At 70.6% G+C, this 25325-nt stretch carries 23 protein-coding genes and 1 riboswitch; of the genes, 14 read left to right on the top strand and 9 right to left on the bottom strand.

Annotated elements, in window-relative coordinates; translation table 11 throughout:
* Nucleotides 1–176 precede the first annotated feature (176 nt).
* From ABZ910_RS21430 to ABZ910_RS21410, 5 genes are all read left to right on the top strand, one after another.
* On the top strand, nucleotides 177–701 hold the full coding sequence (locus ABZ910_RS21430) for a DUF1453 domain-containing protein (RefSeq protein WP_361367266.1): 525 nt from the start codon (nucleotides 177–179) through the stop codon (nucleotides 699–701).
* Entirely contained in the window at nucleotides 698–1849 is a 1152-nt protein-coding gene (locus ABZ910_RS21425; protein WP_361367263.1) for a histidine kinase, read from the top strand. Before ABZ910_RS21430 ends, ABZ910_RS21425 begins: the two co-directional genes overlap by 4 nt.
* The gene (locus ABZ910_RS21420; protein WP_361367261.1) at nucleotides 1846–2526 is read left to right on the top strand and encodes a response regulator transcription factor; all 681 of its coding nucleotides are present in this window, start codon (nucleotides 1846–1848) and stop codon (nucleotides 2524–2526) included. Before ABZ910_RS21425 ends, ABZ910_RS21420 begins: the two co-directional genes overlap by 4 nt.
* Nucleotides 2527–2595: 69 nt before the next feature.
* Nucleotides 2596–3147 (top strand): DUF485 domain-containing protein, encoded by a 552-nt coding sequence (locus ABZ910_RS21415; protein ID WP_361367258.1) that lies wholly within the window; start codon nucleotides 2596–2598, stop codon nucleotides 3145–3147.
* Nucleotides 3144–4736, top strand: coding sequence for a cation acetate symporter (locus ABZ910_RS21410; RefSeq protein WP_361367256.1), 1593 nt, complete (start codon nucleotides 3144–3146; stop codon nucleotides 4734–4736). Before ABZ910_RS21415 ends, ABZ910_RS21410 begins: the two co-directional genes overlap by 4 nt.
* A gap of 83 nt (nucleotides 4737–4819) precedes the next feature.
* On the opposite strand, the gene ABZ910_RS21405 is transcribed toward ABZ910_RS21410, so the two are convergent.
* Nucleotides 4820–5512, bottom strand: a complete 693-nt coding sequence (locus ABZ910_RS21405) for a response regulator (RefSeq protein ID WP_361367253.1) — start codon at nucleotides 5510–5512, stop codon at nucleotides 4820–4822.
* 157 nt (nucleotides 5513–5669) lie between these two features.
* Between ABZ910_RS21405 and ABZ910_RS21400 the strand changes: the two genes are divergently transcribed.
* The 3 genes from ABZ910_RS21400 to ABZ910_RS21390 all read left to right on the top strand — a co-directional run bounded on the left by ABZ910_RS21400 (nucleotide 5670) and on the right by ABZ910_RS21390 (nucleotide 8467).
* A complete protein-coding gene (locus tag ABZ910_RS21400) occupies nucleotides 5670–6485 on the top strand; it encodes an ABC transporter ATP-binding protein (RefSeq protein WP_361367250.1) in 816 nt (271 codons plus the stop codon).
* On the top strand, nucleotides 6475–7338 hold the full coding sequence (locus ABZ910_RS21395; RefSeq protein ID WP_361367248.1) for an ABC transporter permease: 864 nt from the start codon (nucleotides 6475–6477) through the stop codon (nucleotides 7336–7338). The genes ABZ910_RS21400 and ABZ910_RS21395 overlap by 11 nt, the downstream gene beginning before the upstream one ends.
* 70 nt (nucleotides 7339–7408) lie before the next feature.
* On the top strand, nucleotides 7409–8467 hold the full coding sequence (locus tag ABZ910_RS21390) for an ABC transporter substrate-binding protein (RefSeq protein WP_361367245.1): 1059 nt from the start codon (nucleotides 7409–7411) through the stop codon (nucleotides 8465–8467).
* 27 nt (nucleotides 8468–8494) lie between these two features.
* Here the strand turns inward: ABZ910_RS21390 and ABZ910_RS21385 are convergent, their stop codons facing one another.
* The 4 genes from ABZ910_RS21385 to ABZ910_RS21370 form a co-directional block, all read right to left on the bottom strand.
* Nucleotides 8495–9175, bottom strand: coding sequence for a response regulator (locus tag ABZ910_RS21385; RefSeq protein WP_361367242.1), 681 nt, complete (start codon nucleotides 9173–9175; stop codon nucleotides 8495–8497).
* Nucleotides 9172–10848 carry a sensor histidine kinase gene (locus ABZ910_RS21380; RefSeq protein WP_361367239.1) on the bottom strand — a complete coding sequence of 559 codons (1677 nt, stop codon included), beginning with the start codon at nucleotides 10846–10848 and terminating at the stop codon, nucleotides 9172–9174. The genes ABZ910_RS21385 and ABZ910_RS21380 overlap by 4 nt, the downstream gene beginning before the upstream one ends.
* A 182-nt stretch (nucleotides 10849–11030) precedes the next feature.
* Nucleotides 11031–11972, bottom strand: coding sequence for a sucrase ferredoxin (locus tag ABZ910_RS21375; RefSeq protein ID WP_361367236.1), 942 nt, complete (start codon nucleotides 11970–11972; stop codon nucleotides 11031–11033).
* A gap of 108 nt (nucleotides 11973–12080) precedes the next feature.
* Nucleotides 12081–13337 carry a citrate synthase gene (locus tag ABZ910_RS21370; protein ID WP_361367233.1) on the bottom strand — a complete coding sequence of 419 codons (1257 nt, stop codon included), beginning with the start codon at nucleotides 13335–13337 and terminating at the stop codon, nucleotides 12081–12083.
* 100 nt (nucleotides 13338–13437) lie between these two features.
* On the opposite strand from ABZ910_RS21370, the gene ABZ910_RS21365 reads away from it, so the two are divergent.
* Nucleotides 13438–14604, top strand: a complete 1167-nt coding sequence (locus ABZ910_RS21365) for a citrate synthase/methylcitrate synthase (protein WP_361367231.1) — start codon at nucleotides 13438–13440, stop codon at nucleotides 14602–14604.
* Nucleotides 14605–14764: 160 nt separating this feature from the next.
* On the opposite strand, the gene ABZ910_RS21360 is transcribed toward ABZ910_RS21365, so the two are convergent.
* Together ABZ910_RS21360 and ABZ910_RS21355 are read right to left on the bottom strand one after the other, a co-directional pair.
* Nucleotides 14765–15001, bottom strand: coding sequence for a hypothetical protein (locus ABZ910_RS21360; RefSeq protein ID WP_361367229.1), 237 nt, complete (start codon nucleotides 14999–15001; stop codon nucleotides 14765–14767).
* A 119-nt stretch (nucleotides 15002–15120) separates the two neighbouring features.
* On the bottom strand, nucleotides 15121–15672 hold the full coding sequence (locus ABZ910_RS21355; RefSeq protein WP_361367227.1) for a DUF6082 family protein: 552 nt from the start codon (nucleotides 15670–15672) through the stop codon (nucleotides 15121–15123).
* A gap of 322 nt (nucleotides 15673–15994) precedes the next feature.
* On the opposite strand from ABZ910_RS21355, the gene ABZ910_RS21350 reads away from it, so the two are divergent.
* Entirely contained in the window at nucleotides 15995–17086 is a 1092-nt protein-coding gene (locus ABZ910_RS21350) for a GTP-binding protein (protein WP_361367224.1), read from the top strand.
* Here ABZ910_RS21350 and ABZ910_RS21345 read toward each other — a convergent pair.
* The gene (locus ABZ910_RS21345) at nucleotides 17083–19542 is read right to left on the bottom strand and encodes a DNA topoisomerase IV subunit A (RefSeq protein ID WP_361367221.1); all 2460 of its coding nucleotides are present in this window, start codon (nucleotides 19540–19542) and stop codon (nucleotides 17083–17085) included. The genes ABZ910_RS21350 and ABZ910_RS21345 overlap by 4 nt on opposite strands.
* Nucleotides 19543–19825: 283 nt before the next feature.
* On the opposite strand from ABZ910_RS21345, the gene ABZ910_RS21340 reads away from it, so the two are divergent.
* The 4 genes from ABZ910_RS21340 (at nucleotide 19826) to ABZ910_RS21325 (ending at nucleotide 24770) form a co-directional block, all read left to right on the top strand.
* Nucleotides 19826–21238, top strand: coding sequence for a pitrilysin family protein (locus ABZ910_RS21340; RefSeq protein WP_361367218.1), 1413 nt, complete (start codon nucleotides 19826–19828; stop codon nucleotides 21236–21238).
* Nucleotides 21235–22623 carry a pitrilysin family protein gene (locus ABZ910_RS21335; RefSeq protein WP_361367216.1) on the top strand — a complete coding sequence of 463 codons (1389 nt, stop codon included), beginning with the start codon at nucleotides 21235–21237 and terminating at the stop codon, nucleotides 22621–22623. The genes ABZ910_RS21340 and ABZ910_RS21335 overlap by 4 nt, the downstream gene beginning before the upstream one ends.
* Nucleotides 22624–22856: 233 nt before the next feature.
* Nucleotides 22857–23015: riboswitch (cyclic di-AMP (ydaO/yuaA leader) on the top strand.
* Between the two features lie 13 nt (nucleotides 23016–23028).
* Nucleotides 23029–23781: a M23 family metallopeptidase gene (locus tag ABZ910_RS21330; RefSeq protein WP_361367214.1), complete on the top strand. Its 753-nt coding sequence runs from the start codon at nucleotides 23029–23031 to the stop codon at nucleotides 23779–23781.
* A gap of 293 nt (nucleotides 23782–24074) precedes the next feature.
* Entirely contained in the window at nucleotides 24075–24770 is a 696-nt protein-coding gene (locus ABZ910_RS21325) for a GntR family transcriptional regulator (RefSeq protein ID WP_361367211.1), read from the top strand.
* 181 nt (nucleotides 24771–24951) lie between these two features.
* Here the strand turns inward: ABZ910_RS21325 and ABZ910_RS21320 are convergent, their stop codons facing one another.
* Nucleotides 24952–25233: an HPr family phosphocarrier protein gene (locus tag ABZ910_RS21320; protein ID WP_361367208.1), complete on the bottom strand. Its 282-nt coding sequence runs from the start codon at nucleotides 25231–25233 to the stop codon at nucleotides 24952–24954.
* Nucleotides 25234–25325: the final 92 nt, after the last annotated feature.

Below are 25325 nucleotides of genomic sequence, written 5' to 3'. Positions count from 1 at the left end.
GCGTGACGTGTGCTGGTCGCGGGGTGTTCTCCACCCGTGGGTGGAGAACACCCGCCTGCGGGACTCCACCCGTGATCCACCCCTGCTCCGATCTGCTGACCTGCGCGTTTCCGTAGTGTCAGAGGCGTCGGCGGCACTCGCTGCCGGCATCCCTCTTCTCGCTCGCGGAGGCTCTGATGTCCGGGCTCGTCAACGCATGGGTGATCGTGGCCGTTGTCGCGCTGATGATCGTCCGGCAGTTCGGTGCCCGCCCGATCAAGACCGACCGGCGCTGGTGGGTCGTGCCTGTGATCCTGGCGGTCGTGGCGCTGCGTGAGCCCGGCATACTCGACGCCCACCATCGCGTCGAGTCCGTCCTGCTGCTCATGGCCGAGCTGCTCATAGGTCTGGTCACCGGCGCCGGTTGGGCCCGGACGACCAGGGTGTGGACGGAGCCGGACGGTGTCGTCTGGACCAAGAGCACCAGGGCGAGCGTGGCCGTCTGGATCATCGGTATAGCCCTGCGCGTCGGCCTCTTCGCCTTCGGCGCGCTGGTGGGCGTCCACCAGGACAGCTCCGCCCTCTTCCTTGCCCTCGCCGTAACCCTCGTGGTCCGCTCGCGGATTCTCGTCCGGCGCGCGCGGTCCATCGCCGCGACGCCCCCGCAGGCCTCGGCGTACGGTGCCACGACGAGCCGGCCGGCCTCGAAGGAGTACGCGTGACGGAGAACGTCTGGACGCGCTGGCCCTCCCAGGAGGCACTGGCGCGCGCGGGGGCCTCACGGTCGAGGCGCCTTCTCGCCTGGGCCGTACGGCTGTTGGTCCTGGGCATGCTGTTGTGGGGGGCGTTCGAAGACCACCGCATCCACGGCTGGGGTACCGCCGCGGAGGTGGGCGGGATCCTTCTGGCCGGAGCCCTGTCCTGGGCCTTCTTCCGGACGACGTATCGCCATCGGCTGGGGGTGTCACTGGTCCTCATCGTCCTGCTGCTGGGCATGGCACTTCTTGCCCAGGCCACGGGCTTCCAGAGGCCGGCGCTGGTCGTCTGGTGCGGCTGCGCCGTCTCGGCGCTGGAGCGGCTTCCGCTCGAGGCGGCGCTGCCCGTGGCGTCGGTCGCCCTCGCCTCGTTCGCCGCGGTCAACAACGCTGTCTGGCTGACCACCGCCGCCTCGGTGGCGGGCATGGCCCTCGCCGGGTACGTCCTTCGGCTCGACGCCGAGGCGCGGGGCAGTGCTCAGCGCCTGCTCACCCAGGAACGGGCCGCCCGGGCGGCCGAAGCCGAATCCGCGGCGCTGGCCGAACGCACAAGGATCGCCCGGGAGATCCACGACGTCCTCGCGCACAGCCTCTCGGCGCAGCTCGTCCACCTGGAGGCAGCCCGGCTGCTCATCGAGCGGGGCGCGGACCGGCAGCAGATACTCGAACGCGTGGTGGCGGCAAGGGGGATGGCCCGAGACGGTCTCGCCGAGACCCGGCAGGCGCTCTCCGCGCTGCGCGGCGAACTGACCCCGCTGGAGGACTTCCTGAGCGAACTCGTCGGTACGGCCGAGGGCGCCGAGGTCACTGTCACGGGTGAGCGCAGACCGCTGCCGGCCGAGGCGTCACAGGCCGTACGCAGGGTCGCCCAGGAGGCGCTGACCAACGTCCGCAAGCACGCCCACGGCGCCAAGGTCCGCGTACGGCTGGACTACGACGAGCACGAAGTGACGCTCGACGTAAGGGACTCGGGCGGCACGCAGGGTGCCCTCACGGGCTCCGGCGCCGGGTACGGTCTGCTGGGCATGCGGGAGCGTGCCGAGCTGCTGGGCGGCTCGCTGGAGGCCGGACCGGGCGACGAGGGGTTCGTGGTGAGGTTGAAGGTGCCGGTATGACGGAAGAGGCGGCGGAGAAGCCCGCGCGGGTGGTGGTCGCGGACGACCAGACCGTGGTCCGCGAAGGCATCGTGATGCTGCTCGGGCTGCTCCCGGGCATCGAGGTCGTCGGTGCCGCGGGCGACGGGGAGGAGGCGGTGAAGCTGGTCGCCGAACTCGCGCCGGACGTGGTCCTGATGGACCTGCGGATGCCCCGCTGCGACGGTGCGGAGGCGACCCGGCGGATCCGGGCGTCGTACCCACGGACCCAGGTCGTGGTGCTCACCACGTACGCGGACGACGAGTCGCTGTTCCCCGCGCTGAGAGCGGGAGCGCGCGGCTACCTCACCAAGGACGCGGGAGGCGACGAGATCGTGCGCGCCGTACACAGCGTGCTGGCCGGGGACGCGGGGCTGTCGCCCAGCATCCAACGGCGGCTGCTGGAGCGGCTGTCCGAGCCGGCGCCCCAGCCCGCACTCGCGGGGGCCCCCGACGGGCTGACAGCGCGGGAGACCGAGGTCCTGGTGCTCATGGCCGAGGGGCTCACCAACCAGGAGATCGCGCGCAGACTTCATGTCTCGACCGCGACCGTGAAGACCCACATCAACAACCTGTTCGCCAAGACGGGGCTCAAAGACCGTGCTCAGGCGGTGCGTTACGCGTATGGGAAGGGGCTGGTGCGGCCACCAGAGAACTGAGTCACCTAATGGGGTGAAGAGCTATGGGAAGAAGAGTCGGGGATCTTCCCGTTCTGTCCATCCTTGGGCATGCAGTCAAGCAACGATCGTTCTCGTGGTGGCGGGGGCGGTCCCGAGAGTTCGGCCGACAACCACGACGGCCATGGCCCAACTGCCCCCGAGGTGAGGTACGAGGACCCCTGGCACGACGCACTGGCCTCCGGGTGGGGTGAGTTGGACGAGACGGGAGCGCCGACTCCCGCCGTTCCGGCCGCGCGTGCGGGGCGGGACGAGGTGTCCACCGGTGCTCGTGACGTGTATGTCGAGGTGCAGCGCAGTGCGGCGTTCAGGGAAGTGCGCAGCAGCTACCGCAGGTTCGTGGTGCCCGGTGTCGCCGTCTTCTTCACCTGGTACGTGGGGTATGTCGTCACCGCTACGGCCGCGCCCGGGTTCATGGCCCGGCCCGTGGCCGGCGCGGTGAACGTGGCGATGGTCGCGGGTCTCGGGCAGTTCCTGACCACCTTCCTGCTCACCTGGGCCTACGCGCGGCACGCGCGACTGCGCAGGGACCGGGCCGCGCTCGAACTGCGGTGGGACACCCAGGAACTGACGCGCGGCATCCGGGGCGGTGACACCTCATGACCGACCGTCATCAGATGCTGGCGTTACTGCTGTTCAGTGTGTTCGTGGCCGTGACCCTGGCGATCACCACGTGGGTGAGTCGCAAACGGCAGGGTTCCGCAGAGGAGTTCTACGCGGGCGGGCGGCTCTTCTCGCCGATGGAGAATGGTTTTGCCATCGCGGGCGACTACATGTCCGCCGCCTCCTTCCTAGGAGTGGCCGGGGTCATCGCGCTGTTCGGCTACGACGGACTGCTGTACGTGGTGGGCTTCCTCGTCGCCTGGCTGGTGGTGCTGTTCCTGGTCGCCGAACTGGTGCGCAACTGCGGTCGGTTCACCCTCGCCGATGTGCTCGCCGCGCGGATGCGCGAGCGGCCGGTGCGGATCGCGGCGGGAACTTCCTCGGTCACCGTGTCCGTTCTGTATCTGGTGGCGCAAATGGTGGGCGCGGGCAGCCTGGTGGCTCTGCTGCTCGGGCGGACGGGCGAGGCGGCGCAGGCCTGGACCGTGATCGGTGTCGGCGCGCTCATGGTGGTCTATGTGTCGTTGGGAGGGATGCGGGCCACTACATGGATTCAGATCGTGAAGGCGGTCCTGCTGCTCAGCGGGACGATCGTACTGACCGTGCTCGTCCTCGTGCGGTTCCACGGCGACCTCGACCGACTGCTGCTCTCGGCCGCCGACCGCAGCGGCCACGGGGAGGCGTTTCTGGCGCCGGGCCTGAAGTACGGCGGGGGCTGGACCGCGCGCATCGACTTCATCAGCCTGGGCCTGGCGCTGGTCCTGGGCACGGCCGGGCTGCCGCACATCCTGTCCCGCTTCTACACGGTGCCGACCGCACGGGCCGCCCGCCGGTCGGTGGTGTGGTCGATCGGGCTGATCGGCGGCTTCTACCTGATGACGATCGTCCTCGGGTTCGGGGCGGCCGCGATCGTCGGCCCGGGGGCCATCCGCGGCTCGAACGCGTCCGGGAACACGGCGGTTCCGCTGCTCGCCCTCGACGTGGGCGGCGGCGCCGACTCCACCGGTGGCACGGTGATGTTCGCGATCGTCGCGGCTGTCGCCTTCGCCACGATCCTCGCGGTGGTCGCCGGGATCACGCTGGCCTCCTCGGCGTCCGTGGCCCATGACCTGTATGCGTCCCTGCGGCGCCGCAGCCGCGAGCCGCGCAGCGAGGTGGTGGTGGCACGGGTGGCGGCGGTCGGCATCGGTGTCGTGGCCATCGCGCTCGGTCTGCTGGCCCGCGACCTCAACGTCGCCTTTCTGGTGGGCCTCGCCTTCGCCGTGGCCGCGTCGGCGAACCTGCCCGTGCTGCTCTACTCGCTGTTCTGGCGCGACTTCACCACACGCGGCGCGGTGTGGGCCGTATACGGCGGACTGCTTCCGGCGCTGGTGCTGGTCGTCCTGTCCCCGGTGGTGTCGGGCGATCCGGGTTCGCTGTTCCCGGACGTCGACTTCCAGTACTTCCCGCTCGAGAACCCCGGGATCGTCTCCATCCCCCTGGGCTTCCTCGCGGGCTGGCTCGGCACCCTCACCTCCACCGAGACCCCCGACGAGGCCGGGTACGCCGAGACCGAGGTGCGGTCGCTGACGGGCGCGGGCGCCGTATAGCCGTAGAGCCGTAGAGCCGTAGAGCCGTAGAGCCGTAGAGAGGCGTCCGGCGCACCGCGTGGCGGAACGCCGCCGTGGTGCCGTTACGGCGCAACCCACGCGTACCGGTGCTCCGGGCGGCCCGTTTCGCCGTACTTCAGGGACAGGCGCAGGCGCCCCGCCTGTTCCAGGTGGCGCAGATAGCGCTGGGCCGTCGAGCGGCTCAGTCCCGTCTCGGCGGCGACCTCGTGGGCCGACAACGGGTGGCCGGCACGGTGCAGGACCCCGCAGATGAGGTCGGTCGTGGGCTCCGAGTGGCCGCTCGGCAGCCGTGGAGAACTCGGCGCGGGCGCGGTGCGCAGCGCGCCGAAGATCCGGTCGACCTGCTCCTGCCCCGTCAGCCCCCGCCCGCCGACCCGGTCGACGGTGCGGCGCAGGGCGGCGTACGACTCCAACCGGGTGCGCAGCGCGGTGAAGGTGAACGGTTTCACCAGGTAGTGCAGGGCGCCCAGCCGCATCGCCTTCTGCACGGTCGTCACGTCGCTGGCCGCCGTGATCATGATGACGTCGGTGCCGTGGCCCTGTTCCCGCATGTGGTGGACCAGTTCGAGGCCCGTCCGGTCCGGCAGATAGTGGTCGAGCAGGACCAGGTCGATCGCGCCGCGCTCCACGACGGCCAGCGCCTGGGCGGCGCTGTGCGCGCGGGCGGCCACCCGGAAACCGGGAACCTTTCCCACGTACTTGGCGTTTATCTCGGCGACGCGGAAGTCGTCGTCCACGACCAGGACGTCAATCATCAGGCCTCTCCTTCAAGGCCGGCGAGCGTTAAGCCCGTGTTTCGGCTCCGTAGTTGTAGCGCGAGCAAAACGAGCAGAACAGGCTCTTGCGAGCAAAAGAACGGCTTGCGCTCAGAAGACTGCTGTGGTGGCCCCGGCCACACCTACCGTCCGGGGCATGAGCGCAGACACCGGCCCCGCCATCGAGTTGCGGGGCGCGAGCAAGACATTCAAGACCCCGTCGGGAGGTGTGCACACGGCCGTCAGGGGCCTGGACCTCACGGTCGGGCGCGGCGAGTTCGTGGCCGTCGTCGGTCCGACCGGCTGCGGCAAGTCCACCACGCTGACCCTGGTCAGCGGTCTGGAGGAACCCACCGAGGGCGAGGTGCTGGTCGCCGGTGAGCCGGTCTCCGGCGTCGGCGACAAGGTCGGGTTCGTCTTCCAGCAGGACGCCACCTTCCCCTGGCGCACGGTCCTGTCCAACGTCATGGCGGGCCCCCGCTTCCGCGGCGTACCGAAGGCGGAGGCCAAGGAGAAGGCCCGCGAGTGGCTGGCCCGGGTGGGGCTGGCCGCCTTCGAGGACCGCTATCCGCACCAGCTCTCCGGTGGTCAGCGCAAGCGCGTCGCCCTCGCCGCGACCTTCGTCAACGACCCCGAGATCCTGCTCATGGACGAGCCGTTCTCGGCGCTCGACGTGCAGACCAGGGCGCTGATGTCGGACGAGCTCCTGGAGCTGTGGGAGGGCACGGGCGCCTCGGTCGTCTTCGTCACCCACGACCTGGAGGAGTCCATCGCACTGGCCGACAAGGTCGTCGTGATGACCGCCGGGCCCGCGACCGTGAAGCAGGTCTTCGACATCGACCTGCCCCGGCCGCGCAAGGTCGAATCGGTGCGCCTGGAGCCGCGGTTCATCGAGATCTACCGCGAGATCTGGGAGTCCCTCGGCGAAGAGGTCCGCATCACCCGCGAGAGGGGTGTCGCCCATGTCGCCTGAGGTCCTCAGCACGCCGGTCGTCGACACGGCGAAGGCCCCGGACCGCGCGCAGTCGCGGGCCCAGGCCGCGCGCCGGCGCAAGGCGTTCGTCATCGCCGTACGGGTGCTGCTCCTGGTGGCCGTGCTCGGCCTGTGGGAGTGGCTGTCTCGCGCCGCGATCATCGATCCGTTCAACTTCTCGATGCCGTCGAAGATCTGGGATCAGATCCAGACCTGGGTGACGCACGGCACCGCGCTCGGCTCCCTGGGCGAGCAGATCTGGTACACGCTGTACGAGGCGCTGCTCGGCTGGGTCATCGGTGTGATCGCGGGTGTCGTCCTCGGTATCGCGCTCGGGCGGATCGCCCTCCTCGCCGAGGTGCTCGGTCCATACATCAAGGTGCTCAACTCGATCCCCCGGATCGTCCTTGCACCGATCTTCCTGATCTGGTTCGGCCTCGGCCCGTCCTCCAAGATCGCGTCGGCCGTGGTGCTGGTCTTCTTCCCGGTGTTCTTCAACGCCTTCCAGGGCGCCCGCGAGGTCGACCGCAACCTTGTCGCCAACGCCCGGATCCTGGGCGCGAGCGACCGCCGGGTGACCCTGCAGGTGGTGATCCCCTCGGCCACCTCCTGGATCTTCACCAGCCTGCACGTGAGCTTCGGCTTCGCCCTGATCGGCGCCATCGTCGGCGAGTACATCGGCGCGACCAAGGGCATCGGCCTGCTCGTCGCGCAGTCGCAGAACACCTTCAACGCGGCCGGTGTGTACGCCGCGATGGTGATCCTCGCGGCCGTCGCCCTCGTCGCCGAGGGACTGCTGACCTTCGCCGAGCGCCGCATCTTCCGCTGGAAGCCGACCGGTTCGGACAGCTGAACCGCCCGCACCGCACCCCTCGTACCCCACTCCCTCCCCGCACCGCCCTCTCACAAGGACGTGAAACCGCATGCGCAAGACCGCCAGATACGCGTCGCTGGCCGCCGCCGGCCTGCTCGCCGTCTCCTCCCTCACCGCCTGCGCCAACGACGCGGCCAGTTCGACCTCCGACACCGGAAGCGGCGGGGGCGGCAAGGGCGAGAACGTCAAGATCATGGTCGGTGGCCTGGACAAGGTCATCTACCTGCCCGCGATGCTCACCCAGCGCCTCGGCTACTTCAAGGCCGAGGGACTGAACGTCTCCCTGCTCAGCGAGCCCGCGGGCGTCCAGGCCGAGACCGCGCTCGTCTCCGGCCAGGTCCAGGGAGCCGTCGGCTTCTATGACCACACCCTCGACCTCCAGGTGAAGGGCAAGTCCGTGGAGTCCGTCGTGCAGTTCTCGCACGCGCCGGGGGAGGTGGAGGTCGTCTCCGGCAAGGCGGCGGGCACCCTCACCTCGCCCAAGGACTTCAAGGGCAAGAAGCTCGGCGTCACCGGTCTCGGGTCCTCGACCGACTTCCTCACCAAGTACCTCGCGGTCAAGAACGGTGTGCAGGTCAACGAGTTCACACCGGTGGCGGTGGGGGCCGGCCCGACGTTCATCGCGGCGCTCCAGAAGGGGGCGATCGCCGGCGGCATGACGACCGACCCGACCGTCGCCACGATCCTGAAGCAGAAGGCGGGCAAGGTCCTCCTCGACATGCGCACCCCCGAGGGCTCGCAGAAGGCGCTGGGCGGTCCGTACCCGTCGTCAAGTCTGTACATGCAGACGGACTGGGTGAACAGCCACAAGGACACCGTCCAGAAGCTGGTCAATGCCTTCGTCAAGACGCTCAAGTGGATGTCCACCCACAGCGCGTCCGAGATCGCGGCCAAGATGCCCGCCGACTACTCCCAGGGCGACAAGACGCTCTACGCGGAGGCGGTCAAGAGCACGCTGCCGATGTTCACCGACGACGGTGTGATGCCGAAGGGCGGTCCCGAGACCGTCGAGAAGGTCCTCAAGGCGTTCAACCCCAACATCAAGAACGCCAAGGTGGACCTCGACAAGACGTACACCACCGAGTTCGTCGATCAGGCCGCCAAGTAGGCGCGCCACCAGCCGGACCAGGCGCGCTCAGGCGCGGGTCGCCCACACGTAACGGTGTTCCGGGCGGCCCGCGCCGCCGTACCTGAGGGACAGCCGGGCCCGTCCCGTGCGCTCCAGAACCTTCAGACAGCGCTGCGCGGTCTGCCGGCTCAGTCCGGTCCGCCCGGCGACCTCCTGGGCCGACAGCGGGTCCTCGGCGTGCATCAGGCACTGCCGCACCAGTTCGGCCGTGGCGGGGGAGTGACCCTTGGGCAGCTCCGGTTCCGACGGCGCGGACAGTGCGCCGAAGATGCGGTCCACCTCGGCCTGTTCGGCCTCGCCGACGCCGTCCAGGGCGTGGCGCAGCCGCGCGTACGCCTCCAACTTGGCCCGCAGGCCCCGAAAGGCGAAGGGCTTCACCAGGTACTGCAGGGCACCGTGCCGCATCGCCGCCTGCACGGTCGACACGTCGCGGGCCGCGGTCACCATGATGACGTCGGCCTGGTGACCGCGCCGGCGCATCTCCCGGACGACCGTGAGGCCGGTCTCGTCGGGCAGGTAGTGGTCCATGAGGATCAGGTCGAGACGCGGCAGCGTCTCCAAACGGCGCAGCGCCGCGGCCGCGTTGTGCGCCTCGCCGGCCACACGGAACCCCGGCACCTTCTCGACGTAGGCGGCGTTGATCCGCGCGACCCGGGCGTCGTCGTCCACGACCAGGACCTCGATCAACGCGCCTGCTCCTCGACCGTGGCGGCCACGGGTGCGGCGAACGCGGGCTCCGACTCAGGTTCAGGCTCGGCCAGGGCCTCCGGCAGGACGACCGTGAACTCCGCGCCCCCGCCGCCCGCCTCGCCCACCGTCGCGCTGCCGCCCTGCCGCTCGGCGAACCGCCGTACCAGCGAGAGTCCCAGGCCGCGCTTGCCGTGCGCGGGCGGCTCCTTGGTCGACCACCCCTCGGTGAAGATCAACTCCCGCTGTTCCACCGGGATTCCGGGCCCCGTGTCGCGCACACCGAGGACGACCGTACGTCCCTCGGTGCGCAACTCGACCTCCACGCGCGCGTGCGGAGTGCCCGCGACGGCGTCCAGGGCGTTGTCCACAAGATTGCCCACGACCGTGACCAGCCCCCTGGGGTCGATCAGCCGGTCCGGGAGCCGGGTGCGGTCCGCGATCCACAGGGCGACTCCGCGTTCGGCCGCGACGGTCGCCTTGCCGACGAGCAGGGCGGCCAGCAGCGGATCCTGGATCTTCTCCGTGACCTGCTCCGCCGTGACCCGGTGGTCGCCGACCACCTCGCCGACGAACTCCACGGCGTCGTCGTACATGTCCAGTTCGAGCAGGCCCAGCAGCGTGTGCATGCGATTGGCGTGCTCGTGGTCCTGGGCGCGCAGGGCGTCGATGAGGCCCCGGGTGGAGTCGAGCTCGCGGCCGAGCTGCTCCAGCTCGGTGCGGTCGCGCAGGGTGACCACGGCGCCGTCGTGGTCGGTGGGCATCCGGTTGGCGACCAGGACCCGCTGGCCGCGCACGGTGAGCAGGTCCGTGCCGGTCACCCGGCCCGCCAGGACGTCGGTCGTCCGTCCGGCGCCCAGCGCCTCGTCCGGGCACCGCCCGACGGCCTCGTCGCCGATGCCCAGCAGGCGTCGGGCCTCGTCGTTGAGCAGGCGTATACGGCCGCCACGGTCGAGGGCGACGACCCCCTCCCGGATGCTGTGCAGCATCGCCTCCCGCTCCGCGAGCAGCGCCGAGATGTCCGAGAAGGCCAGGTCACGGGTCTGCCGCTGGACCCGGCGGGAGATCAGCCAGGCGGCCAGCGCGCCGACCGCGAGGGCACCGCCCGCGTACGCGAACAGCCCGGGAATCGCGCTGATCAGCCGGGCCCGCACATTGTCGTACGCGATGCCCACCGAGACCGCCCCGACGATCCGGTGGTCCGCGTCGTACAGCGGCACCTTGCCGCGCGCGGAGCGGCCCAGGGTGCCCTTGTCGATCTCCATGACCTGACGGCCGGACAGGGCCTCGCTGGGGTCGGTCGAGACGAGACCGCCGATCTTTCCGGGGGTGGTGTGCGACCAGCGCACCCCTCGCCAGTCCATGACGACGATGTACTCGGCGTGCGTGGCATGCCGGATCCGCTCCGCTTCCCGCTGCACCGGGCCGTCGACGGTCGGCGGCGTGTTCTGCACGCCCTCGGCGATCTGCGGATCCTGCGCCGTGGTCTGTGCGATCGCCAGCGCGCGGCGCATCGCCTCCTGGTCGAGCTGCTTGCTCAGCGGAGCCAGGAACAGCCCGGTGGCGAGCACCGCGACCCCCGCGGCGATCGTCACCTGCATCAACAGGACCTGCGAGAACACCCGACGTGGCAGACCGAGGCGCAGACGGCGCGCGCGGGGAGTGGGGTTCATGTCCATGACGGTACGTGGGCGGGCACGGACTGCCGTAGGGGGGTGTGGGGTGGATCTCTTGATCAATATTTGAGGGGAGGATGAACCCACGTCCACGCGGCCTCAGTTGAGAAGCCCCGTCGACCGCTTCGGCGGACTACGGCGATCCCGCCCCCCTGCCCTCAAGACCCGCGCCCCGGGCCTCAACTCACCAGTGCAGCGGCCGTCACTTCGTGCACGCTCACCACGTCCATCCGGGCCGGTGTGCCCAGCACCGAGGCGCCGCAGCTCTCCGGGCGGGGCGGCAGGGCGGCGCCCTGGCCCACGGTGACGCGCCACCGACGGCCGTCGACGTGCGCCACGGTCACCTCCCAGCGCGGCGCGCAGCCGTCCGTGCGTACGACGTTCAGCGCGCCCGCCGTGTACTCATCCACCGCCGATCGCACGGCCAGCTCCGCCGCCTGCCCGGGCTTCTCCCAGGCCGAGTTCCCGCGGTTGCCCTCGACGACGACCCGTCCCTCCTGGACGCCGTGCAGGACCTCTTTGACGGTGTGGGCCTCCGCGCGGCCATACGCGTAGCCGTACGGCAGGACGAGCACCGTCGGCGCGAAGCGGTGACCACCCAGATGAGTGACCTCCCATACGCCCCGTACGCCGGACGTGCTGAGCTCGGCCGCGAGGGGACGGCCCAGCAGGGCGCAGCAGCGGTCGCGTTTGCCGTTGGTGCAGACGAGCGCGAGCGGGGCGCCCGTGTGCGGCTCGGCGTCGAACGCCGCGTCGAACGAGCGGTGGTCGCCCGCGCCCAGGGCGGCGAAGTCGAGGTCGAGCAGCTGCCGGGGGTCGCGAGTGGTGGCGCCGCGCAGCCACACCTTTCCGGGAACGGTGTGGGCGACGTACACCTGACGCACGGCAGGCGTGCCGGGGTCGGCATGCCGTCCGGGGCGCCGGATCAGCGCGATGCGGACGCCGGTGCCTGCGGTGGCCGCATCCAGGTCGCGGCCCAGCGAGCGGTCCAGGTGGCTCGACGTGAGCGCTTTGGCGCCCCATGGCCCGGGCTGTTCCAGCAGCAGCCAGGTCGTCGCCGTGGCCGCGGTGCCGGCAAGGGGCTCGTCGAGACTCCGGGAGACGGTCGCACACGTACTCACAGAGGTGAGCCTAACCTGACTTTCCTCGCGGCGGCTTCCTGCCCTGCCGGCGTCCTGCGCAGGCCCTCTTCCGGTCCCCTTCTCGTCCTCCTCCAGCCCTCTCCGGTCCTACTCAGGGAGAGGCTGGGGCGGCCTGGGGCCCACGTAGTGGCCGCTGGGGCGCATGCGCAGCGGGCGCTCGCCGTACTCCTCCAGGGCGTGCGCGATCCAGCCCGCCGTCCGAGCGACGGCGAAGATCGTCTCGCCCGCCGTCGCGGGCATGTCGCAGGAGACGGTGAGGACGGCGAGGGCCAGGTCCACGTTGGCGTGCAGCGGGGCGTGCCGGGCGGTGGTGGCGACGATGTCACGGGCCGCGAGGAGGGCGGGCTCCGCGCGCGGGACCTGCTCCAGAGCGGAGAACAGCGCACGCGCGCGTGGGTCCTCGCCCGGGTAGAGGCGATGGCCGAGGCCGGGGATGCGGCGGCCCGCGCGGAGTTCGTCCGCGATCACGGGAACCGCGGTGCCCCGGTCGAGCACGTCGAGCAGAAGCCGGTGGGCCAGCCCGCTGGCGGCGCCGTGCAACGGGCCCTCGAGCACACCGAGCCCCGCCGAGACGGCTGCGTAGGCGTGCGCCCGGGCCGAGGCGGCGACCCGTACCGCGAGCGTCGAGGCGGCCAGGTCGTGGTCGACGAGCAGGGCAAGTGCCCTGTCCATAGCACGCAGTGACGCCTCGTCGGCCTCGCGTCCCGTCAGCCGGCCCCACAGGCGGTGGGCCAGTGTGCCGTCGTTCTGGTGGGCGTGGAGCTGCGGCGGCAGGGCGGCGACCAGCGTGGGGATGAGCACGCGCGCGGTGCCGAGCACGGCCTCCTCGGACAGGTCGAAGCGCAGCGGGTCCTCGGTCGCCGCGGCGATCGTCGCGACCCGCAGCCGGTCGGTGGGCGACGCGTGTTCGGGCAGCGCGTCCACGGCGCGGCGGGCCACGGCGACGGCGGCCTCGGGTGCGGTGAAGGTGACGCCGGGGCGCATCCGCCCGGTCCACAGCCACTCGGCGACCTCTTCGTAGGAGTGGCGTGCGGCGAGCCGGGTGGCGTCGACACCCCGGAAGTAGTAGCGGTCCTTGTCGATCAGCGTGATGCGGGTACGGACGGACAGCTCACCGCCGGATCCCGAACTCCCCGTCCCCTCCCGCCTGTTGCGCCGGGCGAGGGCCTCCACCTCCTTGGCGTCGAAGGTGCTGCCGCGGCCGCCGGGCGCGCGTCGGCTGCTGAGCTGACCGCGGCTCACGTACGCGTACACGGTCTCGGGCTTCACGCCGAGCAGTTCGGCGGTCTCCTTGGTGCTCAGCGTGCGCTCGGGGTGGCCGGGAGCGGGTTGTTGATCGCGCATGGAGGTCACCGTAGCCGCCTCCCCTCTGCGTTGATTCAATCAATATTGACACTCAAACAGTCAAGCATGGACAGTTGAATCAAGTCCAGGGAGGAAGAACATGTCCATCAACAGGGCCGCGACCACCCTTGTCGACGTGCCACGCGGACTCGCGGGCGTCGTCGTCACCGACACCGAGATCGGCGACGTGCGCGGGCGCGAGGGCTTCTACCACTACCGCCAGTACTCGGCCGTCGACCTCGCGCGGACCCGCGGCTTCGAGGATGTCTGGCATCTCCTCGTGCACGGCGAACTGCCGGACGCGCGGCGGCGGGCCGCCTTCGCCGCCGAGACCGCGGAGTTGCGGCGACTGCCCGACGAGGTCCGGTCCGCACTCCCCGCCGTCGCCGCGGCGAGCGGTCCGTCGGGCCCGCTGGCGGGGATGCGCACGGCGCTGTCGCTGCTCGGGGCGGCCAAGGGATTCCGGCCGGTGTACGACGTCGACGCCGACCGGCGCCGCGCGGACACCGTCGCCGCGTGTGCGGCCGTACCGACGCTGCTGACCGCGCTGTACCGGCTCGGGCAGGGGCTGGAGCCGGTGGAGCCGCGGGAGGACCTGTCGTACGCGGCCAATTACCTCTACATGCTGACCGGTTCGGAACCGGACGCGATGCGGGCCCGGGCGGTCGAGCAATACCTGATCTCAACCATTGACCGTGGCTTCAACGCGTCAACCTTCACCGCGCGGGTCATCGCGTCGACAGGTGCGGATGTCGCGGCGTGCCTGGTGGGGGCCGTGGGTGCGCTGTCCGGGCCGCTGCACGGCGGTGCGCCCAGCCGGGCCCTGGACACCCTGGACGCGATCGGCACGCCGGACCGTATCGACGGCTGGATCCGTGAACGCGTCCTCGCCGGCGACCGCATCATGGGCTTCGGCCACGCGATCTACCGTACGGAGGACCCCCGTTCGCGGATGCTGCGGGAGATCGCTGAGGGGTTCGGCGGCCCGCGCGTCGACTTCGCGACAGAGGTCGAGCGGCATATCGAGGCGATCCTCGCCGAACTGAAGCCCGGCCGGGAGCTCCACGCCAACGTCGAGTTCTACGCGGGCGTGGTCATGGAACTGTGCGGCCTGCCCCGCGAGATGTTCACGCCCACGTTCGCGGCCGGGCGGGTCGTCGGCTGGAGCGCGAACATCCTGGAACAGGCGGAGGACCCGAAGATCATCCGGCCGGTGGCGCGGTATGTGGGGCCGGGGGCTCCGGTGGCGGTGCCGGCGGTGGCTTGACCAGCGAATCCCGGCACTACAGGGGGTGCCGGGATTCGCGATGAACCTTCATTCATGCGGGCCTTGGGTGCCGCGGTCCTTGCGCATGCCGCGGAACGCCATGACGACTGCCGCGACTCCGCTGAGTGTCCCGCCGATGGCCCCCAGCAGGGTGGCTATCTCAAGCATGGGGAATATCGTCTTTGGCTCGTAGGAGTGTTTCGCGGCTGATCACTACGATCCGCTCGTAGTCGGCGCGAGCCGCATCGGCAGGAAGCTCACCGTCCAGCGCCTCGGTGGCGTCGGTCCCGATGACGGCGAAGTTGCCGTCGCTGAGCTCGAAGATGTCCGGGCAGGTGTCGCCGGACAGACTGCCCCGTTCGCGTGGGGACGCACCGATGCGGCGCATGATCTTCAAGGGAACCCCGATCCTCATGTTTCAGGTGTCGAAAGAGGGGAGCAGGGTAGCCGACCGTCAAGTGGAACAGACGTTCACCGATAGGCCAACTGGCGGTAATGGGCGACGTGTTGGATGTGTCAGCGCTGCTCTTCCTCCGCCGGAGGTTCACCCACGACCCACCACTCGTCAGTGTCTGCCTCGTCTAGATCCTGGATGATTCCGTCTACCATCCGACCCACTCGGGCTTCCTCTGAATCGCCCCGGAGGCTCGCGCGGTGGTCTGTGTGGGTCCGCCAGTACTCCCGGAAGATCGCGTTCATGCAGATGACGCGCAGGTGACCGTGCAACTCCTCCCAGTTGACGACTCCGGTCCGATAGGCGAGGAGTGCGTTCGTGTACATCCCGTGCGCGAACAAGTACTGGCGCCGCTGGGTCGGTGAGTCGACAACGACCGTGCTGTACACGGCCGCGAGATCGGCGTCGTCCATGGCCTTGCACAGCAGGGAGAACTGCAGCCGCTGCTGCTCGGTAAGGACGGCTTGCCGCTCCGTGCGCTCCACCATCGCGACCCGGAGTTGTAATTCGGCGTAGCGACGATGGTGTGCGGCCAGTGCCACGAGCGCGCCCGCAGTGAAAGCGAAGCCCGCGGTGGCACCGAACCGCCATATCCCAAGTTTCCGTGTGACCATGTCAACCCCCGAATCAGGCAACCCTCCGCCGGTCGTCGGAGTGCGGGTCGACTGGAGGGGACCGGTGAGCGGTGGGCGGCGCTTGCCGTCTCCCTGAGTGTGCCGAGCGGCTCTGATCGGCTGGGAGGCGGAGAGGCGGCGCATGGAGGGAAGCAAGGGTCGCACGCTCCGGCGCCTTGCCCATCGTCTGCCCCGCAAGGGGAGCTAACAATCGTTCACTTCGCGGGGTTTCTTCCCACTCGTATCCTGGGTCGGCATTCAATCCTCGTACGTGCGCCGGGCCGCGAGCCGGTGCACGCGTCTGTGTGAGAGAGGTCGCACGTTGGAGCACCGCCGCAGTCCGCAGCAGATCCCGGTCGTCGTCCTGGCCGGATTCCTGGGCTCCGGGAAGACCACGCTGCTCAACCACCTCCTCCACCGCAGCGGAGGAAGCCGCATCGGGGCCGTCGTCAACGACTTCGGGGCCATCGAGATCGACGCCATGGCCGTCGCCGGAGCGCTCGGGGACTCCACGGTCTCGCTGGGCAACGGCTGTCTGTGCTGTGCCGTCGATGTCGGCGAACTCGATCTCCACCTGGAGCGGCTTGCTGCGCCTTCCGCCGGGATCGACGTCATCGTCATCGAGGCCAGCGGGCTCGCCGAACCCCAGGAGCTCGTCCGCATGGTGCTCGCCAGCGAGCATCCGGGGATCGTTTACGGCGGGCTCGTCGAGGTCGTCGATGCCGCCGAGTTCGACGGCACCCGCGCGCGGCACCCCGAGATCGACCGGCATCTCGCCCTCGCCGACCTCGTCGTGGTCAACAAGCTCGACCGGGCGGCCGACGACGGTCGGCGGGTGCTCGGGCTCGTGCGGTCGCTCGCCGAGCGTGCCGCTGTCGTCCCCGCCACCTACGGCCGTATCGACCCCGAGTTCCTCTTCGACTGCCGGCCCAGCGAGCAGCGCGTCGGGCAGCTCTCCTTCGACGATCTGCACGAGCGCGGCGAGGGGGACCACACCGGGCACGAGCACCTGCACACCGGCTACGACAGTCTGTCCTTCGTCTCCGAGCTCCCCCTCGACCCCCGCCGCCTCATGGCGTTCCTCGACAGCCGGTCCGAGGGGCTCTACCGGATCAAGGGGTACGTCGACTTCGGGCCGTACGACAGCAAGAACCGCTACGCCGTCCATGCCGTCGGGCGGTTCCTGCGCTTCCGGCCCGAGCCCTGGGCGGCCGCCGACGCCCGCCTCACCCAGCTCGTCCTCATCGGCTCCGGTATCGACGCCGTCGCCCTCGCCAAGGAACTCGAGGCGTGCAAGAACGACGCCCCGCACGCCGACGAGAACGGCATGTGGGGCGTCCTGCGGTACGTGCCGGGCTCCGAGGAGGAGCCCGACGCGGAGACCTTCGGGACCGGCGAGGCCTTCGAGGCCTAGAACACCGGCCCCGCCACCACCGACACCGTCTTCGTCAGCGAGATGCCCGAGCCGTCGCGGCGCGGGTCGATCTCCGGCAGCTCGACCGGAGCGCCGCTCTTCTGCGCCGCCCTCGCCGGGACGGGGCCCGCCCAGGCCAGGGCCAGACAGTCCTCGCCCTTGAGGAAGCGCTGGCAGCGGACGCCGCCGGTGGCGCGGCCCTTGCGCGGGTACTGGTCGAACGGCGTCAGCTTGGCCGTCGTCTGCACGCAGTCCTCCAGCGTGCCGCGCGAGCCCGCCACCGTGAACACCATCGCGTCCGCGGCCGGATCGACGGCGGTGAAGGAGATGACCTTCGCGCCGTCGGCGAGCTTGATGCCCGCCATGCCGCCCGCCGCGCGGCCCTGCGGACGGACCTGGCCCGCCTGGTAGCGCAGCAGCTGCGCGTCGTCCGTGATGAACACCAGGTCCTCCTCGCCGGTGCGCAGCTCCACCGCGCCGACGATCCGGTCGCCCTCCTTGAGCGTGATGACCTCCAACTCGTCCTTGTTGGACGGGTATTCGGGCACCACGCGCTTGACGACGCCCTGTTCCGTGCCGACCGCCAGGCCCGGGGACGACTCGTCGAGCGTGGTCAGGCAGACCACCGTCTCGTCGTCCGCCAGGGTGACGAACTCCGGCACCGGCGCCCCTCCGGCGAGGGTGGGCGCCGCCGCCGTGTCCGGCAGCTGCGGGAGGTCGATCACGTTCAGCCGCAGCAGACGCCCGCTGGACGTCACCACGCCGATCTCGCCGCGCTGCGTCGCCGGAACCGCCGAGACGATCACGTCGTGCTTGGTGCGTCCGGCGGCCTCGTCCACCGGGAACGGCTCGGCGGTCGCCGTGCGGGCCAGCAGCCCCGTCGAGGACAGCAGGACGCGGCACGGGTCGTCCGCGACCTGGAGCGAGATCGCGGGGGCCGGGGCGCCCGAGGACTCCAGCAGGATCGTGCGGCGCTCGGTACCGAACTTCTTGGCCACCGCGGCCAGTTCGGCGGAGACCAGCTTGCGCAGCTCGGCGTCGGACTCGAGGATCCGGGTCAGCTCCGCGATCTCCTCGTTCAGCCGGTCCTTCTCCGCGTCCAGCTCGATGCGGTCGTACCTGGTCAGGCGGCGCAGGGGCGTGTCGAGGATGTACTGCGTCTGGGTCGCCGACAGGCCGAAGCGCTCCATCAGGCGCTCCTTGGCCTGCGCGGAGTTCTCGCTGGAGCGGATCAGCCGGATGACCTCGTCGATGTCGACGAGGGCCGTCAGCAGGCCCTCCACCAGGTGCAGCCGGTCGCGGCGCTTGGTGCGGCGGAACTCCGAGCGGCGGCGGACGACGTTGAAGCGGTGGTCGAGGTAGACCTCCAGGAGCTCCTTCAGGCCCAGCGTGAGCGGCTGGCCGTCCACCAACGCCACGTTGTTGATACCGAAGGACTCCTCCATGGGCGTCAGCTTGTAGAGCTGCTCCAGGACCGCCTCCGGCACGAAGCCGTTCTTGATCTCGATGACCAGGCGCAGGCCGTGCGCGCGGTCCGTGAGGTCCTTGACGTCGGCGATGCCCTGCAGCTTCTTCGAGCCGACCAGATCCTTGATCTTGGCGATCACCTTCTCCGGGCCGACCGTGAAGGGCAGCTCGGTGACGATCAGACCCTTGCGGCGGGCGGTGACGCTCTCCACGGCCACCGTGGCGCGGATCTTGAACGTGCCGCGGCCCGTCTCGTACGCGTCGCGGATGCCGGAGAGGCCGACGATCCGGCCGCCGGTGGGCAGGTCGGGACCCGGGATGTGCTTCATCAGCGTGTCCAGGTCCGCGTTCGGGTGGCGGATCAGGTGGCGGGCGGCCGCGATGACCTCGCCGAGGTTGTGCGGCGGCATGTTCGTGGCCATGCCGACCGCGATGCCCGACGCGCCGTTGACCAGCAGGTTCGGGAAGGCGGCGGGCAGTGCCACCGGCTCCTGCTCCTGGCCGTCGTAGTTGGGCGCGAAGTCGACCGTCTCCTCGTCGATCGACTCGGTCATCAGGCTCGTGGCCGAGGCCATCCGGCACTCGGTGTACCGCATGGCGGCCGGCGGGTCGTCGTTGCCCAGCGAGCCGAAGTTGCCGTGGCCGTCGACCAGCGGGACGCGCATCGAGAACGGCTGGGCCATGCGCACCAGGGCGTCGTAGATCGACGCGTCGCCGTGCGGGTGGAGCTTGCCCATGACCTCGCCGACGACGCGGGCGCACTTCACATAGCCGCGCTCGGGGCGCAGGCCCATCTCGTTCATCTGGTAGACGATGCGGCGGTGCACCGGCTTGAGCCCGTCGCGTGCGTCCGGCAGGGCGCGGGAGTAGATGACCGAATACGCGTATTCGAGGTACGAGCCCTGCATCTCGTCCACGACGTCGATGTCGAGGATCTTCTCCTCGTACGACTCGTCGGACGGCGGGGTCTTCGTGCTGCGGCGGGCCATCGCTGCCAGGCTCCTTGCTGAAGCGTGAACGGGATCTTACGCGGACCATTGTGGACCGCGGGACTGACAACCCGGGCCGCGGCCCGGTGCCGACGGCCCGTCCCGGCGCCGGGAGGGCGTCGCGGACGGCCGCTCCGCGGCACGACTCCCGCAGGCTACGCGATCCGCTGTGGGCGTACGGCCCCCGGGAACTTCGCCCAGGGTGCGCGCGCTTGCATACAGTGGCAGGACGGCAGGAAAACCGCGGTTTTTCAGGACCGCTTCCGCGATCGAAGGGACGTACATGCCCATGGGTCACACGGCCACAGCCGAGTCAGGTTCCGGGGGCCTGACCGCGACCGAGCACCGCCTGGCCAATGGCCTGCGCGTGGTGCTCTCCGAGGACCACCTGACCCCGGTCGCGGCGGTCTGCCTCTGGTACGACGTCGGCTCCCGCCACGAAGTCAAGGGGCGCACCGGTCTGGCTCACCTCTTCGAGCACCTGATGTTCCAGGGCTCCGGGCAGGTGAAGGGCAACGGGCACTTCGAGCTCGTGCAGGGCGCCGGCGGCTCGCTGAACGGCACCACCAGCTTCGAGCGCACCAACTACTTCGAGACCATGCCCGCCCACCAGCTGGAGCTCGCCCTCTGGCTGGAGGCCGACCGCATGGGCTCGCTTCTCGCCGCCCTGGACGAGGAGTCCATGGAGAACCAGCGGGACGTCGTCAAGAACGAGCGCCGCCAGCGCTACGACAACGTGCCCTACGGCACCGCCTTCGAGAAGCTGACCGCCCTCTCCTACCCGGAGGGCCACCCGTACCACCACACGCCGATCGGCTCCATGGCGGACCTGGACGCGGCGACGCTGGAGGACGCGCGCGCGTTCTTCCGCACGTACTACGCGCCGAACAACGCCGTCCTGTCCGTGGTCGGCGACATCGACCCCGAGCAGACCCTCGCCTGGGTCGAGAAGTACTTCGGCTCGATCCCCTCGCACGACGGCAAGCCCGAGCCCCGCGACGGCTCCCTGCCGGAGACCCACGGCCGGCAGCTGCGCGAGGTCGTCGTGGAGGAGGTCCCGGCCCGCGCCCTGATGTCCGCCTACCGGCTCCCCGAGGACGGCACGCGCGCGTGCGACGCGGCCGACGTGGCGCTCACCGTCCTCGGCGGCGGCGAGTCCTCCCGCCTGTACAACCGGCTCGTACGGCGCGACCGTACGGCCGTAGCGGCCGGCTTCGGCCTGCTGCGGCTGGCCGGGGCGCCCTCCCTGGGCTGGCTGGACGTGAAGACCTCCGGCGACGTCGAGGTGCCGGTCATCGAGGCCGCCATCGACGAGGAGCTCGCCCGCTTCGCCGAGGAGGGCCCCACGCCCGAGGAAATGGAGCGCGCGCAGGCCCAGCTGGAGCGCGAGTGGCTGGACCGGCTCGGCACGGTCGCGGGCCGCGCCGACGAACTGTGCCGCTACGCCGTCCTGTTCGGCGACCCCCAGCTCGCCCTCACCGCCGTCCAGCGCGTCCTGGCGGTGACCCCCGAGGAGGTCCGGGAGGTCGCCCAGGCCCGCCTGCGCCCCGACAACCGCGCGTCGCTCGTCTACGAGCCGCTGTCGGAGGAGTCCGCGGAGCACACCGAGGACGAGGAGTTCCCCGAGGACCCGGAGTCCGAAGCCACCGTAGAAGCCGGCGCCGACCGACACGAGGACGAGGAGGCGGCCAAGTGACCGAGCTCGCCGCGATGGAGTTCCACCCCCAGCCCCGGGCGGGCGAGGCGAAGCCGTGGGCCTTCCCGGCCCCCGAGCGCGGCACGCTGGACAACGGCCTGACCGTCCTGCGCTGCCACCGCCCCGGCCAGCAGGTCGTCGCCGTGGAGGTGCTGCTGGACGCGCCCCTGGACGCCGAGCCGGCCGGCTTCGACGGCGTCGCCACGATCATGGCGCGTGCCTTCTCCGAAGGCACGAACCAGCACTCCGCCGAGGAGTACGCCGCCGAGCTGGAGCGCTGCGGTGCCACCCTCGACGCGCACGCCGACCACCCGGGCGTCCGTATCAGCCTGGAGGTCCCTGCTTCCCGCCTCGGCAAGGCGCTCGGCCTGCTCGCCGACGCCCTGAAGGCGCCCGCCTTCGCCGACAGCGAGGTCGAGCGGCTGGTCCGCAACCGCCTCGACGAGATCCCGCACGAGCTGGCCAACCCGGCCCGCCGCGCGGCCAAGGAGCTGTCCAAGGAGCTGTTCCCGGCGACCTCGCGCATGTCGCGCCCGCGCCAGGGCACCGAGGACACGGTCGCCAAGATCGACGCCCCGGCCGTACGCGCCTTCTACGACCGGCACGTCCGGCCCGCCACCGCCACCGCCGTGGTCGTCGGCGACCTCACCGGCATCGACCTCGACGAGCTGCTCGGCGACACCCTGGGCGGCTGGACCGGCTCCCCGGCCCAGCCGCGTCCCGTGCCGCCGGTGAGCGCCGACGACACCGGTCGCGTCGTCATCGTGGACCGCCCCGGCGCCGTCCAGACGCAGCTGCTCATCGGCCGCGTCGGCGGCGACCGGCACGACCGTGTGTGGCCCGCCCAGGTGCTCGGCACCTACTGCCTCGGCGGCACCCTCACCTCCCGCCTGGACCGGGTCCTGCGCGAGGAGAAGGGCTACACCTACGGTGTGCGCTCGTTCGGGCAGGTCCTGCGGTCCGCCCCGGACGGCACGGGCGCCTCGATGCTCGCCATCAGCGGCTCCGTGGACACCCCGAACACCGGCCCGGCGCTCCAGGACCTGTGGACGGTGCTGCGCACGCTCGCCGAGGAGGGCCTCACGAACGCCGAGCGCGACATCGCCGTGCAGAACCTCGTCGGAGTGGCGCCGCTGAAGTACGAGACCGCGGCGGCCGTGGCCGGCACCCTGGCCGACCAGGTCGAGCAGCACCTGCCCGACGACTTCCAGGCCTCGCTGTACCGGCAGCTCGCCAACACGGGCACCGTGGAGGCCACCGCGGCCGTGGTGAACGCCTACCCGGTGGACCGTCTGGTGACCGTCCTCGTCGGTGACGCCGCTCAGATCAAGGAGCCGGTCGAGGCCCTCGGCATCGGTGAAGTCACCGTCGTGGCCGCCGAGTAGCCCACAACAGGCACCCGCGCGCGTGGGGCCCTGGCGACTGACCGGTCGCCAGGGCCCTCGTGTGTTCCGCCCAGGCCTTCACACCTACCGCCCATATGCCCGAATTGGGGCGGAGGTCGCCTGTCTGCGTGTGGCGTGCGCTACAAAAGTCTTTTTTTGTTTGGGAATTGAAAGTTGCCCCCCTTAGCGTCGTCCGGGCTGTTCGTCAGGCAGTGCGCCGCGCCCGCGGCACCGGACAGTCATCGCCGAGTCCCCGTACGGCGCGAGCCAGGGGAGCCGGGGACCCAACCGTCCCTGGGGTGAATCGGACGCCCACGCGCGCCGTGGGGGCCGTAGGAGACCTTCCTGCTCCGAACCCGTCAGCTAACCCGGTAGGCGAGAAGGAAGGAAAGGACCAGCCACTTCATGGCGTTCACGCGCGCCACCGGGAAGCATCGTCGTCCCAGCCGGATGCAGCGCACCACCGCTCGTGCCGCGGGTGTCGCGGCCCTCACCACCACCGGTGTGGTCGGCACCCTGGCCGCCCCGGCGCTCGCCGCCGGCGGCAGCGCGGGGCAGACCGGCCTCATCCCCGTCGTCTCCCTCGGCGGCTCGGCCGCCCAGCAGATCGACGCTCAGGCCACCGCCCAGAAGCAGGCCGCCGAGGAGAAGGCTGCCGAGAAGGCCGCGCGCGTGGCGGCGGCGAAGAAGGCCGCGAAGGAGCGTGCGGCCAAGGAGCGTGCCGCTCGCGCCGCCGAGCGCAGGCGCCTCAACGCCTTCGTGGTGCCGGTCGCCCACTCGTACGTCTCCACCGGTTACAAGTCCAGCGGCTCCCTGTGGTCCTCCGGTGCCCACACCGGCATCGACTTCCACGCGGCCAGCGGCACCGTCGTCCACGCCGTCGGCTCCGGCACGGTCGTGTCCGCCGGCTGGGGCGGGGCGTACGGCAACCAGATCGTGATCAAGATGGCCGACGGCATGTACACCATGTACGGCCATCTGTCGTCGATCGGCGTCTCGGTGGGCCAGAAGGTCACTCCGGGCGAGCAGATAGGCCTGTCCGGAGCGACGGGCAACGTCACCGGCCCGCACCTCCACTTCGAGGCCCGCACCACCCCGGACTACGGCTCCGACGTCGACCCCGTCGCCTATCTCCGCAAGCACGGCGTGCACGTCTGACGGACGAGCGTGGTGCCCGTCCGACGGACGATCGCACCTCATCCCGAGGCCCCGGCTCCCCGAGCCGGGGCTTTCGCCGTTTCGAACGCGACGCTGAGCGCAGTACCGAACGCAATGCTGAACGCGGTGCTGTCCAAAATCTGTCCATGGATTCCGGCCTGCCGTCGGAAATTCCGGCTCCTTGCAATAGAGTCACCGGACATGCGTCGATCGTCGATGCTTCACGAGCGTCGCTTTCATGGGGATCCATTTCCAGGGGATCCGTTTCACGGGGATCGAAGCGGAGGTCGGTCATGCGGGTTCCGGCGCAGTCGGTGTGCACGGCGATCCGGGACGACATCGTCACCGGCGTCCACGAGCGTGGCGGCCGGCTCACCGAGGAACTCCTCGCGCGCCGCTACGGCGTCTCCCGCGTTCCCGTCCGCGAGGCCCTGCGCACCCTGGAGGCGGAGGGCTTCGTGGTGACCCGGCGGCACGCGGGCGCGTGCGTGGCCGAACCGACCGAGCAGGAGGCCGCGGACCTGCTGGAGATGCGCCTGCTGCTGGAGCCCCTCGGCGCGTCCCGGGCCGCCCGGCGGCGCACCGAGGCGCACCTCAAGGTGCTGCGCGGCCTCGTCAGGCTGGGTCAGGAGCGGGCCAGGAGGGGCAACAGCGAGGACCTGCGCTCCCTGGGCGGCTGGTTCCACGAGACGCTCGCCCAGGCCGCCGGCAGCCCGGCGCTGACCTCGGCGCTCGCTCAACTGCGGCACAAGATCGCGTGGATGTACGTGGTGGCCGCGCCCGTCGACCCCGTCGAGTCCTGGGCGGAGCACGGCGCCCTCGTGGAGGCGGTGGCGCGCGGCGAGGACGAGCGCGCGCGGGCGATCTGCGCCCTGCATGCCGAGCGTGCGACGACCACGCACCGGCTGCGGTTCGCCTCCGGCGCCGACGGCAGGGCGCACGTGAGGAATACGCAACATGCCGTACACATGCCGAGCCTGCGGCATTAACACGGGCGCCGTATACAAAGGGAAGGCATTCCATGGGGGCGTATTTCCGCTGCCTGCAATTCCCCCTTGCTCTTGTGTTCGGTGAATTCGACACGAGGTGCGCGCGAAAACGCGGAAGCCGCGTCACCCTTTCCGGATGACGCGGCTTCCTGGTGTCACACAGATGATGCTCGGACGGTGATCAGACGGTCTCGGGCAGTTCCTCGAGGCCCTCGGCGACCAGCTTCGCCAGTCGGTCCAGGGCGGCGTCCGCGCCCTCGGCGTCGGAGGTGAGGACGATCTCCTCGCCGCCCTCGGCGCCCAGGCTGAGAACGGCCAGCATGGAGGCCGCGTTGACCGGCGCGCCGCCGGCCTTGGCGATCGTCACCGGGACGCCTGCGGCCGTGGCGGCTCGGACGAAGATGGAGGCGGGCCGGGCGTGAAGACCCTCGGCCCAGCCGATGTTGACGCGGCGCTCAGCCATGTGCGTGCCCTTCGGTATCAGGGTTGTCTAGACCAGTTTTCCACATCGTGAAGCGGTGCCCGGAGCGGTCCTTGCGTCCCGCCCCGAGGTGT

The sequence above is a fragment of the Streptomyces sp. NPDC046805 genome (assembly GCF_040645355.1).
Taxonomy (GTDB): Bacteria; Actinomycetota; Actinomycetes; order Streptomycetales; family Streptomycetaceae; genus Streptomyces.
This window is presented reverse-complemented; position numbering and strand designations above follow the sequence as displayed.